The following is a 16417-nucleotide window of genomic DNA, read 5'->3' on the forward strand; positions in this document are numbered from 1 at the left end:
GAGGCTGGAAGACGTGCAGGCTGCTACTCGCACGCAAAGCCTGATGGCCGCGCTCAAGCGTAGTCGCTGATCCATCCTGTAGCCAGCCGGCGAAATTCGTTCATACTCATCAGTAGCCCGCCTCTTTTTGGTGTCGGAATGCCAATTACACCGCATCGTCGGCCGGCTCATGGCGGTACAGGGCCACATAGCCGGAATCCCCGAAGGCAATCACCAACTCGCGCAGCTCTGGCATATCAGGGAACGGCCGGCCAATATCAGGTGCTGTTTCGAGCAGCAGGAATTGCCGCTCGATGGTTTGGCCAGCCCGCCGGGCGGCTTCCGGGGCCTTGGCTGCCAGAAACTGCCGGCACCGCTCCAAGCCTGCCGCCGCGGCTTCGGTGACGACTACTTGCGGCACTCAGGCACCGCCCTTTCGTCTTCGGTGCCCCAGGTGTTCAACCAAGTGCGAACTTCCTGGCCTGTAAGATGCCGGCCGGTTTCCTGATAGGCCGCCCAGGATGCCAAGCCTTCCTGCTTGAAGCTCTCGCGGGCTTCCTCGCGCTCGACGTATTGCTGGATGGCTTCGAGCATGATCCAGTGTGGCGAGCGGCGGCGTTGGCTGGCGAGGTGCTGGACGCGACCTTTTAAGTTTAAGGCGTCGATCTTGAGGGAGGTTGCCATAACGGACCTACTATCACATGGTAATACCGAGTGATACTGTAGCCTTGCTGCTGCCCCTGTCCCGTCAAACGATCGTTTTCCGGAAGAGCCGCTGGTGCCACCCAACGGACGCGGGCTTCATAAGCGGGCCGCTTTCCCGAATCTAGTGTCGCGCCAAGCCACAAATGCCGGCTGCTCGCTTGCTCTCGAAGCGCATTGCGGCGTTGCGCCTCCGCGCCATAGCGACGGCTATGACTCGTCGGCGCGCCTTGCACTGCGCTCCGGCAGCGGCGCGATCAACCGACACTTGTGGCTTGACGCGACGCTAGTGATTTCAGCGCTTCATTGCAACACCCGTGTGATCGCTGCGGCGAGCATCTTTGAATTGATCGGCTTGGACACGTAATCGTTCATGCCGCAGGCGAGGTAGGCCTGACGATGCTCGACCATCGCATTGGCCGTCATGGCGATGATGGGAATCGACGATACGCCGTTGCCCAGCGAACGGATGGCACGGGTTGCGGCTTCGCCGTCCATCTCGGGCATCTGGATGTCCATGAGCACGAGGTCGTACTGCGCGCTTTGCACTTGGCTTACCGCCTCGATGCCGTTGGCCACGATGTCGCTGAAGTGACCCATCTGGTCGAGGATGGCCTTGATCAGGATCTGGTTCACGCCGTTGTCTTCGGCCACCAGAATGCGCAGCCCCGGCATGTCGGACAGGCCCATCATCGTGGACTCCGCAGCGAGCCTGCCGCCCCTGCCGTGTGCCATCGGCACCACCACCCGGAATGTGCTGCCCACGCCCACCGCACTGTCGACTTCGATTCGACCGCCCATCAGGTCGACGATCTCGTGGCTGATGGCCAGGCCCAGGCCGGTTCCGCCGTAGCGACGCGCGGTCGTCGAATCGGCCTGCATGAAGCGGTCGAAGAGCTTGGGCATCGCGTCGGGCGCGATGCCAATGCCCGTGTCGCGCACGGCGATGGTGAGTTCGACGACTCCTTCGGGCAGCGGGCGATGCGACAGCTCGATGTCGACGCTGCCTTGCTCGGTGAACTTGAGCGCGTTGCCGATCAGGTTGAACAGCACCTGCCGAAGACGGCTTGGGTCGCCTTCGAGCGACTCGGGCAGGTCGGGCGGCAGCTTGAGGTTGAACGTGAGGCCTTTGGCCTGTGCTCGCACCGCGAGCAGCGACACCACCTCGTCGAGCATGCTTCTCGGATCGAACTCAACGATCTCGAGCTCCATGCGGCCCGCTTCGATCTTCGCGAGGTCGAGGATGTCGTTGATGACGGTCAGCAAGGTCTGCCCTGAACTGCGGATCAGCTCGGCGAAACGCCGCTGCTCGGACGTGAGCGGCGTGTTGAGCAACAAACCGTTCATGCCCAGCACGCCGTTGAGCGGCGTGCGGATCTCGTGGCTCATGGCTGCGAGGAACTGCGACTTCGATTCATTCGCCGCTTCCGCCGCCGCTTTGGCTCGCGCGAGCGCCCGCTCGGCGGCGGTGATGTCGCGTGTCACGCTTACCACGCCGCCCTCGGGCGTGCGTCGCTCGATGGCGTGCACCACCATGCCGTGCGCGAGTTCCTGTTCGTACATGCCGTTGCCGCTGCTGTGGATGGCCATGCGCCGCTCGACCCAGCCCTCGCGGTCTGCATCGGTACTCTCGGGCGTCATGGCAGGTGCCATCAACTCGGCGAGACGTCTGAACGGCACCCCGGCCGCGATCTCGTCCTGCACCCACGGAAAGATCTCGAGGTAGCGGCGGTTCCAGGCGATCACGCGGTCTTGCGCATCGCACAGCAGGAAGCCGTCGCCCATCGAACCCAGAGCCTGGTCGAGCGTGGCCTTGGCGCGGCTCACCTCGCTGCGCGCGCCGGCCAGGCGTGCGATATGCCAATGGCTGAAGCCGCCGGCCGCGAGGAACATGACGATGAATGCTGCGGCGACGCGCGCGATGTCGCGCCGATCCGAACGCCACGCTTCAAGCGCTGCGGTAATCGGAATGCTTGCCGCGATCAGCAGCGACCGATACAAGGTGGGCCGTGCGACAACGATGGCCGGCTCCCCGCTCAGTCGGCTTCCCATGCGCATGGGTGTTCCGGTGGCGTTGCGCGCATCGAGCGGCGGGGCGAGCTTTTGCCCCATCAGCCGCTCGTCGGGCGGCACGCTTGCAAGCAACTGGCCGTCTTCGCGTTCGAAGGTGGCGACCAGGCCATGGATTTCGATCGCCTGCGCGAGCACCGTGCCAATCAGGTTCACCGGCACCTCCGCCACCGCAATGGCACGGCGCCCGCCGCTGACCCTCACCGTTCGTGCGAAGTAAACGACCCGTTCGGAGGTCGCGAAATTCACGACCGGCGCGCTGATTGCCAGCTGCGGCGCAGACTGGGCGAACACCTCCTTCGCGAAGCCCTTGGGCAAGTCGACGCCCATGCGCTGGCTGTGAGCCTGTGCGGCGGCGAGCACCGCGCCGTCCTCGCCGAGGAGGGCCATGTCACGCACCAGCAGGTTGCGCCCGGCCTCCTCCAGCAGCAAACGATTTGCAAGCGCTGCGTCCAGCGTTTCGCCGGCCCGCATTGCCGGCCGCAGCAAGGCATCGGTCCCTGCGAGCAGAACGTCGACCCCCAGCAGCATGCGATTCAGTGCGGCCTCGGCGCCGCTCACGAAGCGGGTGGCCTTGCCTTCGCTTTCTGCGATGGCGTCGTGCTCGCCACGCGAAAAGAGGTTGGCCGTGGCGGCGAGCACTGCCCCGACGAAGAGCAGAACGACGCCCCAGATGACAGCTCGAGCGCGGCGAGGCAAGGCCATGGTTAGAGGCTGAGAGTATTTCGAGCGTGTCCGAGCAGCACGTCAAAAGGCGCCGGATCTAGGCGCAAGGCGCAGCCATAGCTCGTGCTATGGCGAGCATTTGCAACGACGAGCAGGGGTCTTTTGGCGTGATGAGCGGGCATGATCGAAATACTCTCAGCCTCTCAGAGGCGCGAAGCCTTCTACTTCGCACGACCATCGGTCCCGACGACGGGTCCGATGGTCTGGTTCCAGATCTCGGCGCACTGCGCACCGCAGCGGTGGACCCAGCGCGACAGCACGGTGCTGGCGAAGATGGAACGGCGTCGTGCGTCGTCGGTGGGAGCCGGCTTGACTTCCGTCATCTTGAATTTGCGACCGTCGGTGCACGACGGGCTGCCGACGTTGCAGGCGATGCCGTCGACGGTCTCGCGCTCCGCCTCGTTCCAGATGGCGGTTTCGAGTTTGGGCAGCTCTTGTTTCAAGGTCGCGCGCAGCTCAGGCGACAGGGCGTTCCAGGCGCCCGCATTGGCGCCGAAGATCGACAGGCCCCAATTGATCGCCATCGTGTGAAGGTGGCTCGTGACCTCTGGCAGGCCGATGGTGTTGCCCGACATGGTGCCGGTGATGGCGCATTCGATGTTGCCGCTCTTCATGTTCGCCATGATGTCGGCGAAAGCGGTTTGCACCGGCACGCCGCCCAGCGCCTCGATCAGGTCGGCCTGCGGCGGGCTCGAGGTGCGCGTGCGTCTACCGGCCAGGTCGGCGAGGCTGGCAAAGGGCTTGTTGCAAAAGATCACCTGGGCCGGGTAGGCATAGATCGCAAGCAGTTCGATGCCGTAACGCTCGCGCAATGTTTTATCCAGATAAGGCCGGAATGCGGCCACCGCCTTGCGCACGACCCGCATGTCGGGGCTCAGCCCGGCAAGATCAGCCGCTGCGAACGAGGGTTCCAGCGCGGTGGTGAGGGGCAGCAATGCAGTACCGAATGGCACCACCCCGAGCTGCATCAAACGCAGCATCTCCTGGCCTCGAATCCCGGCGCGATCGAAAGCCACGATCTCGGCCGTGGCCTTGCCGCCGGTGAGTTTGGGCAGCTCCTTGGTCCAGAAAGGCTCTTCCTGGCGGGTGTATTGATTGACCCCGGCAAGGCCGCCGACGATGCGCAACCGTACGCTGCCATCGCCCTGGGCCGATCCGGGCGAAGCCGCCACGAGCGACAGCATTCCGACGAGCGCGCCAAGCGCGAATTTCTTGCAGCTGTTCATCGACCTCCCTGAAGCGCCTGCGTGCGAGAGGCAGGCAGGCAGATGATGCAGCAGCACGCGTTTACTTGCCAGTGCCCACAGGGTTCGCCCCCGGTTCCCTGACCTGCTGCGCCATCGCCCGTGATGTGTCGTCCGACAGCGCCGACAAGCCCCGGATGACGCCCTCGCGGTCGGCAGCGGGTCGGTTTTGGCTGGCCTTCCATTTGCCGCTGAGCGACAGCAGCTCGATTTCGATGCCCACAATGGCCTGGACGAGAGCCGCCACGTAGTCCGCTGGTGCGTCGTCGACCTCCCACGGTGCGGCCCGCTTCGATTCGTGACGCTGCGTGAGCTCGCCGATCAGGCGACGCACCCATTCGGGGTCGTCGCGCACCTGCAGCCGGCCGCGTGCCTCGACGATCACGTAGTTCCACGTGGGTACCACCTTGCCTGTCTCGGCCTTGGTGGCGTACCACGCGGGCGAAATGTAAGTTTGCGGGCCCTGGAAGATGACCAGCGATTCAGTATCTGTTCGAGCTTCGCGCCACACGGGGTTGGCGCGGGCGACGTGGGCGCGCAGGGTGCCGTGCGGGCCGCGGTCGGTGTCGAGCAGGAATGGCAGACCGTTGCTTTCGATGCGCGTGCCGTGCTGCGTGATCAACAAGCCGAAGGGGTGCTCGCGCAGCAGCGCGTGCAGAACGTCCGGGCGCTTTTTCTTCGAAATGAGACGGGATGTACATGGTGGCACCCAGTATGCGGCCCAAGGCCCTTTCCTGCCGATGACGTTCAGTGAAGCATCGAACGTGTCTCGGCAACCCGACGAAGAACCCAATCACCGCGCTGCCGCAATGACGCCACCGCCCAGGCACACCTCACCGTCATACAGCACGGCAGATTGTCCCGGCGTCACCGCCCACTGCGCTTCACCGAACGCCAGTTCGAATACGCCGTTCGCCCCGGGCGCAATGTCGCAGGGCGCATCGGCCTGCCGATACCGAGTCTTCGCGGCAATCGACAGCGCAGGCGGTGCGACGCCCGCGACCCAGCTCGCATCGTCGGCCACCAGCGTCTGCGACAGCAGCCACGGATGGTCATGCCCCTGCACCACGTACAAGGTGTTGGCCGCCATGTCCTTGCGCGCCACGAACCACGGCGAATGTTCGCTTCCGCCCTTGGCACGCTTGCTGTCCTTCAATCCGCCGATGCCGATGCCCTTGCGCTGTCCCAGCGTGTAAAAGCTCAACCCGACGTGCTCCCCGATCACTCGCCCCCGATCGTCCTTGATCGAGCCGGGAGTGTTGGCGAGGTAGCGGTTGAGGAACTCGCGAAACGGCCGTTCGCCGATGAAACAGATGCCGGTCGAGTCCTTCTTCTTCGCGTTGGGCAGGCCGATCTCGGCGGCGATGCGGCGCACTTCGGTTTTTGGCAATTCGCCCACCGGAAACATCGTCTTCGCCAGTTGCGACTGGCTCAGCCGATGCAGGAAATAGCTCTGGTCCTTGAGCGGGTCCAGCCCTTTGAGCAGCTCGAAGCGGCCCTCACGTTCGCGAACCCGGGCGTAGTGGCCGGTCGCGATCTTCTGCGCACCCAGCCGCATTGCGTGATCGAGGAAGGCCTTGAACTTGATCTCGGCATTGCACAGCACGTCGGGGTTGGGCGTGCGGCCGGCTTCGTATTCGCGCAGGAACTCCGCGAAGACGCGGTCCTTGTAGTCGGATGCGAAATTCACGTGCTCGATCTCGATACCCAGCACGTCCGCGACGCTTGCCGCGTCGAGGAAGTCCTGGCGCGACGAGCAGTATTCGTCGTCGTCATCGTCTTCCCAGTTTTTCATGAAGATCGCGACGACCTCATGCCCTTGCTGCTTCAGCAGATGTGCCGTGACGGCCGAATCTACCCCGCCCGACAGGCCCACGACCACACGTTGCTTCTTCGCTGATGACATCCCGGCATTTTAGGAACACGGCCGGTCGTGAAGCGGCAGCACAGGGACACTGCGTGCCGAGGTTCTGAGGCACTTCGCCAATTGCGCACCGCCTTCGCTTTCGTGGGCATGCTCAACAGTACGTTCCTGAACAAGGCAGTGGCTTTAAAAACACGTTGTTTATAGTGACCCCTGATCCAGCACATGACGGGTGGAGCGGTTCACCGTCTCGCGGCTGACGACGCGTCACTTCAACCAGGGCTCGAACGCCTTGGCCAGCCGTTTCAGTACGGCGGGCTCCGGCAACGGAAAACGCACGCTGGCTTGCCCTGTGACCGGGTCGCGTTCAATCGCGATGGCAGGCCCCGCACCCCCCGCCGCACGTGCAGTCGCCAGTCCCTGCAACATCGCGGCCCCGGCTTCGAGAAGCGCGGCCCAAGTGTCGGATGAAGCGGCAGGAGTGCTGGGCTGTTCGTCGAGCGGCTCCGAGGCCACGTCGGCTTCTTCTGAATTTGCGATTTCGGCCGCAGGGCGCAGGTTACTCCGGCCCTGTGGCAGGTCCGCCGCGGCGGGCGCATCGAACGACTCTGCAGCGTCGTCATCGGCCTCGCCCATGGCCCCGGCCACCTGCTCCACGCTTTCCATGAACTTGGACAAGCGCGTGCCCTGCAGGAAGACCTCTTGAGCGCCGCCGTCGAGGACGCCGGCGAAAAGCGACTTCTTGAACGCAAGCACCGAAAGCATTCCCTCTTCGATGCTCCCTTGACCGACAAAATTGACCACCTGCACGCCGCGCGACTGGCCCATGCGATGCACGCGACCGATGCGCTGCTCGAGCACCGCCGGATTCCATGGCATGTCCATGTTGACCACGACTGCAGCTGCATGTTGCAGGTTCAGCCCCACGCCGCCCGCATCGGTGGACAGGAACAGGCGGCAATTCGGATCGTTGTGAAATTGATCCACCAGCGCGCCGCGCTTTTCTCCCGGCACGCTGCCGCTGAAAAGCACATGTCCCCAAGCACGCGATGCCAAGCGGCGCACGATCAGTTCGTGTGTGCCCAGCCACTGGCTGAACACAACGGCCTTGGCTGTCGGGTCTTCGAGCACCTCTTCCAGAAGCGTCATCAGCTCGTCCACCTTGTGGCCGTGATCGGTTTCGCGGTCGAGCAGGTAAGTACTGTTGCAGGCCATGCGCATGTTCTGCAAGGCGCATTGCAGGCGGCGCTGGTCCGCATCGGACAAGTAGCCGGTCTTGCGCCAGCGGAACACGATGCGGCTGACAATCCCGCCGTTCTCGTCGTGGTGGTCGCGCTGCTCGGGCGTCAGTGGCACGAAGATGCGGTTGTCGACCCGCTCGGGCAACTGAGTCAGCACCTCGGCCTTGCGTCGACGCAGCATGACCGGCGACAGCGTTTGGCCAATGCGGTCGAGCGCGCGATACCCAATCACGCGCCCTGCGTCGTCTCGCAACTGGTGTTCGTCCAGCAGGCGCCAAGTGGGGCCGAGTCGATGCCTGTCCACGAATTGCACGATCGAGATCAGTTCTTCCAGCCGATTCTCGAGCGGGGTGCCCGTCAGCACCACGGCATAGGGGCTGACGATGCGCTTGAGCGCGCGTGCGGCGACTGTGTTCCAGTTCTTGATGCGCTGCGCTTCGTCTGCGATGACGAGGTCGGGCGCCCATGCGTCGATCAGGTCAGCGTCGCGCGCCAGCGTCTCGTAGTGAGTAATCTTGCAAAACACGTCTTCACGGTATTGCAGCTGGCGTTGGGAACGCAGCCCGTGGATGACTTGCGAGTCGCGGTCGATGAAGCGCGTGAATTCGTTCTTCCACTGGTGTTTGAGTGAAGTCGGACACACCACCAGCACACGCTGCACGCCGAAGTGGCGCGCGAACAATTCGGCCGCAGCGATGGCCTGAATGGTCTTGCCCAAGCCCATCTCATCGCCAATCAGCGAGCGGCCAGCCCGAGCGGCGAACAGTGCGCCCTCGGCCTGGTACGGATAGAGCTTGACCTTCAGCAGCTTGGCGAGTGCTTTGTCCTTCGCGCCCTTCGGGTAGGCCTCGACCAGGGTGGCCTCCCGGCGTTCGCCATCGCGGATTTGCGCGACAAACTGCCATACATCGTCGTAGCAGCGCAGCTCGTGGCCGGCGTCGCGAGCCATGCGCACCAACGCATCCAGACTATCGAGCCGATCCCAAGGCAGTGCCCAACCGGCGCTCGGGTCGAAAACCTGTTTGGCTCGTCTCAGCAATGCTGGCGGGCAGCCCGTTCCTGCACGGAAACGCACATGCCGTGAGCCCGCATAGTCGAGCCGGACTTCGCTGTACTCCGGTTGAAAACCTTTTGCCAGCGCTGCCTTGCCCCCACGCCTGGACGCCAGCTTGGCGAGGGTGAACTCGATGTGCTTGCAGGTGCCGAGGTCGTTGGTCGTGTAGTCGGGGCAGGAGCAGAAATTCTGTCCGAGTGAGCTGCCCCGGATCGCCACGCGATAACGGGTACCGCTGGCGGGGTTGTGAACACGGAAATCCGAGAACACAGGATCGGTGCCGAGGTTCTCCAGGCCGAAGGATTGCTCGCGGCCAAACTGCCGGCGCAAGGCGGTCTGCCAGCTGGCTACGTCGAGGTCCTTTGGGCGCCGCGTTCGCGATACGCGAGATTCGGCAGGCGCAGCGGTCTTGCCGGCCTTGGCTTTCGATGAGGGCTTGGGGGTTGCACGTGTGTTGGGCATCACTGTGGCGCGGCTGCGCAGGTCGTTCGTAGCGAGCGCGATTCTCGCTTGCCATTCCGAACTCGCAGGGGGTGAAAGCATTTTTGACCTGTCGACTCGACACCGATCACGACCAACACCTGCGCATCGTTGAATTTCAAGCAGCCAATTTCTGCGGCCTCAGGTTTTCCAGCATGTCGTCGACCATGGTTTGCAACTTGAATTGAGGCTCCCATCCCCAGTCCCTCCGGGCAAGACTGTCATCGATCGATCGCGGCCAACTGGCCGCGATCTGCTGCCGGAAATCGGGCTTGCAATCGAGCGTGAAACCTGGAATCCGCCTGGCTATCGCGGCAGCGATCTGTCTGGGCGTGAAACTCACGCCAGCCAGGTTGTAGGAGCCTCGTTCGCTGATGCAGGACGCATCGACCTCCAGCAGGTCGATGGTGGCTCGCAGGGCATCCGGCATGTACATCATCGGCAGTTCCTGGTCTTCTTCCAGGAAGCAGGTGTAGCGCCCATCCCTCAGTGCCGCATGGAAGATCTCCACCGCATAGTCGGTGGTGCCGCCCCCGGGCGCCGTCTTCCAGCTGATCAGGCCTGGATAGCGCAGGCTGCGCACGTCGACTCCATGGTTTGCGTGGTACCAGGCGCACCAGCGTTCGCCAGCCAGCTTGGAAATGCCATAGACCGTGGCCGGGTCCATGACTGCGGACTGTGGGGTGTGGTCTGCCTGCGTGGTCGGGCCGAAGGCCGCGATTGAACTTGGCCAGAACACGCGATCGATCTGCTGCTTGTTCGTTCGGGCGAGTTCCAGCACATTGAGCAGGCTCACCATGTTGAGGTTCCAGGCCCATTGAGGGTTTTTCTCGCCACTGGCGGACAGTGCTGCGGCCAAGTGGACGATCTGCGTGACCTTGTTGCGCTCGACCACGGCGGCAAGTTGCGTGGCGTCGCTGACGTCAAGCGTCTCGTGGGTGACGCCTGGCACGCGACCGACTGGCGCGAGGTCGCTGGTCACCACGGCGTTGTGACCATGCCTTGCAACCAATGCTTCGGCCAGTTCGGTGCCGATCTGGCCGTTGGCGCCAATGATGAGTATCTTGGGTGCTTTCATTTCAGCAGCTCCAGCTCGCGACCTGCTTGCGAGAACGCGGCAACGGCGCGCTCCAAATGCTCTCGTTCATGCACCGCGCTCATCTGCACCCGGATACGTGCTTGACCCTTGGGCACAACAGGGAAGAAGAAGCCGACTGCATAGATGCCCAGTTCCATCAATCGCTTGCTCAGGCGCTGCGCCTTCACGGCATCGTGGACCATGATGGGAACGATGGGGTGGTCGCCGGGCTTGATCTCGAAGCCAGCTTCGGTGATCGCTTTGCGGAAATACTTCGTGTTGTCTTCGAGCTTGTCGCGCAGCGCGGTCGAGGCTTCGAGCAGGTCGAGTACCGCAATGGACGCGCCGGCAATCACCGGTGCCAACGTATTCGAGAACAGATAGGGCCTTGACCGTTGCCGCAACAGATCGATCACCTCTTTGCGTCCCGCCGTGAAGCCGCCGGATGCACCGCCCAAAGCCTTGCCGAGCGTGCCGGTGATGATGTCGACACGGCCGAACACACCTCGATGCTCGTGTGTGCCACGGCCGGTCTTGCCCAGGAAACCGGTCGCATGACATTCATCGATGCCGAGTAGCGCTCCATGCCGCTCGCATATCTCGCGAATGCGGTCGAGCTGCGCGATCGTGCCGTCCATGGAGAAGGCGCCGTCGGTGAACACGAGCTTGAAGCGTGCACCATCGGCTTTTGCCTGCAAAAGGCAGCGCTCGAGGTCATCTGGATTGTTGTGCTCGTAGCGATAGCGCTTCGCCTTGCAAAGCCGGATACCGTCGATGATCGACGCGTGGTTCAGGGTGTCACTGATCACGGCATCTTCTTCACCCAGCAATGGCTCGAACAATCCGCCGTTGGCATCGAACGCGGCAGCGTAGAGGATGCTGTCTTCGGTGCCGAGAAAGCGGGCGATGCGAGCCTCGAGCGTCTTGTGCAGATCTTGCGTGCCGCAAATGAAGCGTACCGACGACAGCCCGTAACCATGAGTGCGCAATGCTTCGTGTGCTGCCTCGATGACTGCAGGGTGAGACGACAGTCCGAGATAGTTGTTGGCGCACAAGTTGATGACATCGCGCCCCTCTGTCGTGCGAACGACAGCGTGTTGCGGCGTGGTGATGATGCGTTCGGTTTTGTACAGCCCGGCATCGTGGATGCCCTGGATGTCCTGGGCAAGGTGCTGGTAGAACGAGGATGAGGTGGTCATGGTTCTCTTGCGTGCTTGTACGGCATAATCGATTCAGTTCGATATGGCGGTTCGTGTTCAATATATCGAACAACAAATTCAGTATTGCGGATTCGCCATCAGAGGTCAAGGAAAAATTGTCGCGATGACCACTTCTCCAGCTTCAGCGCCCATGCCGGACGAGCCGCCCTGCGTGGGCGACACGCTGCTTGCGATGCGCCAGGCTCAAGGTCTCACCCTCGATAACCTGGCCCGCAAGGCGGGAGTGTCGAAATCGATGCTGTCGCAGATCGAGCGCAATCAAGCCAACCCGACGGTGGCGCTGGTGTGGCGGCTGGCGAACGCGCTTGGCGTCTCAGTCGGCGAACTGCTGGGCTATGGGCCGCCGGAACCGCCGCCGATCGTCATGGTGCAAGCACATGCCACGCCCTCGCTGGGAAGCTCCGATGGAAAATGCGAGCTGCGCATTCTTGGTCCCATCGATTTGGCGGGGCAGTTCGAGTGGTATGAGCTGACGATGCAGCCGGGCGGAGCACTCGACTCGGAACCGCACGAGCCTGGCTCGCGCGAGCATCTCAGCGTGCTCTCCGGTGCGCTCGAGGTCACTGCCGGTGCGCACAACAGCCGGATCAAGTCCGGCGAAACAGCCCGCTACGCGGTGGATCAGCGGCATTCGATTCGCAATCTCGGACGAACAACGGCCACGGCCTTGCTTGTGGTGCTTCACGGCTGAGAGGCTGAGATGCCTGCACTGGTACTGGCAGCTGGACATCGTTCAACCCAGTTTGACTTCCGGATAGATCACCGATGGATGGCAATACACCGTGTCAAGCGGGAAGCTGCGCCCCGCCGCGTAATCCTCGATGCACTTCAACACCAGCGCGCTTCTCAACCGCTCCTGGCTCGCGCGAATCTCATCCAAGGTCATCCAAAGCGTGCGTTCGATGCCGTGATCAAGCGTTCGAGTTGCGTCCGGCTCTCCACAACTTCCACCGAAGGCAAATCTCAGGTAGGTGACGTCCTCCCCTCGGGCGGGCCGCTGAAACCTCGCCATGTACACCCCAACCAGCCTATCGGGCACGAAAGTCCGCGTCGTTTCCTCCAGGGTCTCACGCACTGCTCCCTGCTCCGGTGACTCCCCCGCATCGAGATGCCCGGCGGGGTTGTTCAGCCGCAATCCCTCCGGCGTGTGTTCTTCAATTAACAGAAAGCGGCCGTCCTTTTCGATAACGGCCGCCACCGTGACATTGGGTTTCCATCGTTGCACCATGGGCGAATCCTAAATTGAACCTAAAGTGAGTTCTCCGCTTCCCCACTGGACGAGACGGAGTGTCGTGCAGTTTGTGTAAGCTGCGCGACATTCGGGCCCGGCAGGCTCTCGCCAGAGAATGTCGGCCCGGTGGCCGCCACGCGGTTCAATAGCAAATCAAAGCGCCAGGAGGCTTTCCATGTTGATAGGGGTTCCGCTCGAAACAGCGGCCGGGGAGACGCGTGTTGCGGTCACTCCCGAGACGGCAAAAAAACTCAAGGCGCAAGGTCATACCTTGCGTATCCAGTCGGGCGCCGGCGTTCTGGCAAGAGTCACCGACGAAGCCTACACGGCGGTGGGTGCCGAGATCACCGACGCGGCCGGGGCCTTCGGCTGTGACCTGGTGCTCAAGGTGCGCTCGCCGCTGCACAGCGAGTTGCAGATGATGAAGACCGGCGCAGCCGTGGTGGGCATGCTCAACCCATTTGACCGCGACGGTCTGCACCGCTTGGCCGGCGCTGGCATGGTGAGCTTCGCGCTCGAGGCCGCGCCGCGCACCACCCGCGCCCAGAGCATGGACGTGCTGAGCTCGCAGGCCAACATCGCGGGCTACAAGGCGGTGATGTTGGCCGCCAACAAGTACCAGCGCTTCCTCCCGATGCTGATGACCGCGGCGTGGACCGTCAAGGCGGCGCGCATCGTGATTCTGGGGGTCGGCGTGGCCGGCTTGCAGGCGATTGCCACAGCCAAGCGCCTGGGTGCCGTCATCGAGGCGAGCGACGTGCGCCCGAGCGTGAAGGAGCAGGTCGAGTCGCTGGGCGCGAAGTTCATCGACGTGCCCTACGACACGCCCGAAGAAAAGGAAGCGGCCGAAGGTGTGGGTGGCTACGCCAGGCCCATGCCGCAAAGCTGGCTGGATCGACAAAAGGTCGAGGTGGCCAAGCGCGTGGCCGCGGCCGACATCGTCATCACCACCGCGTTGATTCCCGGCCGCCCGGCGCCGGTGCTTGTGACCGAGGAGATGGTCAAGGCCATGAAGCCCGGCTCGGTGATCGTTGATCTCGCGGCCATCCAGGGCGGCAATTGCCCGCTGACCGAAGCCGGCCGCACGGTGGTCAAGCACGGCGTGACGCTGATCGGCGAGACGAATCTGCCAGCCCTGGTGGCGGCGGACGCGTCGGCGCTCTACGCACGCAACGTGCTCGAGTTCCTGAAGCTGGTCATCACCAAGGAAGGTACGTTCCACGTGCCCATGGATGACGACATCGTGGTGGCTTGCCTGATGACTCAGGACGGCGAGGTCAAGCGGAAATGAGCACATCATCATCGGCGGAAATGAGCACCGATGAACGAGGAAGAAGCCAAGAGCTACAAGCCCAAGGTTGTGCTGCTCGATGAGCGCAACGCAATCAAAGAAATTCGAAAACTCCAGGAGAACGACGATGGAAAATCTCGTCAGTCCGACCATTACCAATCTGATCATCTTCGTGCTCGCCATCTACGTGGGCTACCACGTCGTGTGGACTGTCACGCCCGCATTGCACACGCCGCTGATGGCGGTGACCAACGCAATCTCGGCCATCGTCATCGTGGGTGCCATGCTGGCCGCGGCAAGCACCGACACACCGCTGGGCAAGGCCATGGGCGTGCTTGCCGTGGCGCTGGCCGCGGTCAACATCTTCGGCGGCTTCCTCGTCACACGCCGCATGCTCGAGATGTTCAGGAAGAAGCCGCCCAAGGCAGCTTCTTCTGTGACAGTGAAAAGTGAAGGGTGAGACGACCATGAACACTGCCGACATTTCACGATTTACCTTTCACGTTTCACGCGGCGATGAAGGGGCCACGCAATGAGCATGAACCTCGTCACGCTGCTGTACCTCATCGCGAGCGTGTGCTTCATCCAGGCCTTGAAGGGCCTGTCGCACCCGACCACCTCCATCCGCGGCAACCTCTTCGGCATGGTCGGCATGGCCATCGCCATGCTGACCACTGCAGCGCTGATCGTGAAGCTCGCCAGCGGCAACGTCAGTGGCCTCGCCTGGGTCCTTCTCGGCCTCGTCGCGGGTGGTGCCTATGGTGCCCATCGCGCCAGGACGGTCGAGATGACCAAGATGCCCGAGCTGGTGGCCTTCTTCCACAGCATGATCGGTCTTGCCGCGGTGTTCATCGCGGTGGCCGCCGTGGCCGAGCCGTATGCGCTGCTGCACGGCATCGCCAAGGGCGACCCGATTCCCACCGGAAACCGGCTCGAGCTGTTCCTGGGCGCGGCCATCGGCGCCATCACCTTCAGCGGCTCGGTCATCGCTTTCGGCAAGCTGAGCGGCACCTACAAGTTTCGCCTCTTCAAGGGTGCACCGGTGCAGTTCCCGGGCCAGCACATCCTCAACCTGGTGCTGGGCCTGGCCACCATCGGCCTGGGCCTCGCCTTCGTTGCCACTGAAAGCTGGCCCGCGTTCTTTGCGATGCTGGCCTTGTCCTTCGTGATGGGCGTGCTCATCATCATTCCTATCGGCGGCGCCGACATGCCGGTGGTCGTGTCCATGCTCAACAGCTACTCGGGCTGGGCGGCGGCGGGCATTGGCTTCTCGCTGGACAACTCGATGCTCATCATCGCGGGCTCGTTGGTGGGGTCGTCGGGTGCGATCCTGAGCTACATCATGTGCAAGGCGATGAACCGCTCGTTTTTCAACGTGATCCTCGGTGGCTTCGGCGGCGAGGCCTCGGGCCCGGCGGCCGCCACTGAGCAGCGCCCCGTCAAGAGCGGCAGCGCCGATGACGCGGCCTACATTCTCGGCAATGCGGAGACGGTGATCATCGTGCCGGGCTACGGCCTGGCTGTGGCGCGTGCCCAGCACGCGGTCAACGAACTCGCGCAAAAGCTCACCCACAAGGGCGTCATCGTCAAGTACGCGATTCACCCGGTGGCCGGACGCATGCCCGGTCACATGAACGTGCTGCTGGCCGAAGCCGAGGTGCCCTACGACCAGGTCTTCGAGATGGAAGACATCAACGGCGAATTTGGCCAGGCCGACGTGGCGATCATTCTGGGCGCCAACGACGTCGTGAATCCTGCAGCGCTGACCAAGGGCACGCCCATCTACGGCATGCCCATCCTCGAGGCCTACAAGGCCAAGACGATCATCGTCAACAAGCGCTCGATGGCGGCAGGCTATGCCGGCCTCGACAATGAACTCTTCTACATGGACAAGACCATGATGGTGTTCGGTGACGCGAAGAAGGTGGTCGAGGACATGGTCAAGGCCATCGAGTAAGTGCGGTCCACCCTTTCTCGCGCCAAGAGGCCGCCAGGAGCATCCTGACGGCCTCTTGGCCTTTGGCAGCAAGACGACGTTGGATTCAATCGCGCAGAAAAGCTTGGCGATTGGCGTTCGCAACTTGTCAATGGGCGGTAAGGACATGGCCCAAAACAATTTCCCGTTTTGGGGGTGCAGGGCGGGCGCGCTGCGGCGTTGCTCCTCGCTTGTGTGGCTCGCCACACGGCGCTAGTAGCGCCTTGCATCGCATCCCGCCCTGCGCCCCCAAAACGGAAAA

The 16417-nt window shown here is 63.0% G+C and carries 14 protein-coding genes and 1 pseudogene; 5 read left to right on the plus strand and 10 right to left on the minus strand.

Annotated elements, in window-relative coordinates; all coding sequences use genetic code 11:
• Positions 1 to 145: 145 nt before the first annotated feature.
• The 9 genes from AC30NL_RS10595 to kbl form a co-directional block, all read right to left on the minus strand.
• A complete protein-coding gene (locus AC30NL_RS10595) occupies positions 146 to 400 on the minus strand; it encodes a type II toxin-antitoxin system RelE/ParE family toxin (protein ID WP_489463967.1) in 255 nt (84 codons plus the stop codon).
• A complete protein-coding gene (locus tag AC30NL_RS10600) occupies positions 388 to 663 on the minus strand; it encodes a CopG family ribbon-helix-helix protein (protein WP_489463968.1) in 276 nt (91 codons plus the stop codon). The genes AC30NL_RS10595 and AC30NL_RS10600 overlap by 13 nt, the downstream gene beginning before the upstream one ends.
• Positions 664 to 984: 321 nt before the next feature.
• Positions 985 to 3456: an ATP-binding protein gene (locus AC30NL_RS10605; protein WP_489463969.1), complete on the minus strand. Its 2472-nt coding sequence runs from the start codon at positions 3454 to 3456 to the stop codon at positions 985 to 987.
• Between the two features lie 182 nt (positions 3457 to 3638).
• Positions 3639 to 4703: a TRAP transporter substrate-binding protein gene (locus AC30NL_RS10610; RefSeq protein ID WP_489463970.1), complete on the minus strand. Its 1065-nt coding sequence runs from the start codon at positions 4701 to 4703 to the stop codon at positions 3639 to 3641.
• A gap of 61 nt (positions 4704 to 4764) precedes the next feature.
• Entirely contained in the window at positions 4765 to 5430 is a 666-nt protein-coding gene (locus tag AC30NL_RS10615) for an FMN-binding negative transcriptional regulator (protein ID WP_489463971.1), read from the minus strand.
• An 84-nt stretch (positions 5431 to 5514) separates the two neighbouring features.
• The gene (mnmA, locus tag AC30NL_RS10620; protein ID WP_489463972.1) at positions 5515 to 6627 is read right to left on the minus strand and encodes a tRNA 2-thiouridine(34) synthase MnmA; all 1113 of its coding nucleotides are present in this window, start codon (positions 6625 to 6627) and stop codon (positions 5515 to 5517) included.
• Positions 6628 to 6852: 225 nt separating this feature from the next.
• Entirely contained in the window at positions 6853 to 9423 is a 2571-nt protein-coding gene (locus AC30NL_RS10625) for a DEAD/DEAH box helicase (protein ID WP_489463973.1), read from the minus strand.
• Positions 9424 to 9478: 55 nt separating this feature from the next.
• Entirely contained in the window at positions 9479 to 10438 is a 960-nt protein-coding gene (locus AC30NL_RS10630; RefSeq protein WP_489463974.1) for an NAD-dependent epimerase/dehydratase family protein, read from the minus strand.
• Complete coding sequence (kbl, locus tag AC30NL_RS10635) at positions 10435 to 11637, minus strand: glycine C-acetyltransferase (protein ID WP_489463975.1); 1203 nt, start codon at positions 11635 to 11637, stop codon at positions 10435 to 10437. The genes AC30NL_RS10630 and kbl overlap by 4 nt, the downstream gene beginning before the upstream one ends.
• Positions 11638 to 11761: 124 nt before the next feature.
• Here kbl and AC30NL_RS10640 point away from each other — a divergent pair, with 124 nt between their 5' ends.
• A complete protein-coding gene (locus AC30NL_RS10640; RefSeq protein WP_489463976.1) occupies positions 11762 to 12349 on the plus strand; it encodes a helix-turn-helix domain-containing protein in 588 nt (195 codons plus the stop codon).
• A gap of 42 nt (positions 12350 to 12391) precedes the next feature.
• Here AC30NL_RS10640 and AC30NL_RS10645 read toward each other — a convergent pair whose 3' ends face one another.
• Positions 12392 to 12886, minus strand: coding sequence for an NUDIX hydrolase (locus AC30NL_RS10645; protein ID WP_489463977.1), 495 nt, complete (start codon positions 12884 to 12886; stop codon positions 12392 to 12394).
• 178 nt (positions 12887 to 13064) lie between these two features.
• Between AC30NL_RS10645 and AC30NL_RS10650 the strand changes: the two genes are divergently transcribed.
• The 4 genes and pseudogenes from AC30NL_RS10650 (at position 13065) to AC30NL_RS10665 (ending at position 16137) form a co-directional block, all read left to right on the plus strand.
• Positions 13065 to 14180 (plus strand): Re/Si-specific NAD(P)(+) transhydrogenase subunit alpha, encoded by a 1116-nt coding sequence (locus tag AC30NL_RS10650; RefSeq protein WP_489463978.1) that lies wholly within the window; start codon positions 13065 to 13067, stop codon positions 14178 to 14180.
• A gap of 24 nt (positions 14181 to 14204) precedes the next feature.
• Positions 14205 to 14291, plus strand: a pseudogene (locus AC30NL_RS10655) (aspartate 1-decarboxylase); the annotation flags it as partial.
• Between the two features lie 16 nt (positions 14292 to 14307).
• Positions 14308 to 14640, plus strand: a complete 333-nt coding sequence (locus tag AC30NL_RS10660) for an NAD(P) transhydrogenase subunit alpha part 2 (RefSeq protein WP_489463979.1) — start codon at positions 14308 to 14310, stop codon at positions 14638 to 14640.
• Between the two features lie 72 nt (positions 14641 to 14712).
• A complete protein-coding gene (locus AC30NL_RS10665; protein WP_489463980.1) occupies positions 14713 to 16137 on the plus strand; it encodes an NAD(P)(+) transhydrogenase (Re/Si-specific) subunit beta in 1425 nt (474 codons plus the stop codon).
• The last annotated feature ends 280 nt before the right edge of the window (positions 16138 to 16417 follow it).

This window comes from Rhizobacter sp. (assembly GCA_021153565.1).
Lineage (GTDB): Bacteria > Pseudomonadota > Gammaproteobacteria > Burkholderiales > Burkholderiaceae_C > Albitalea.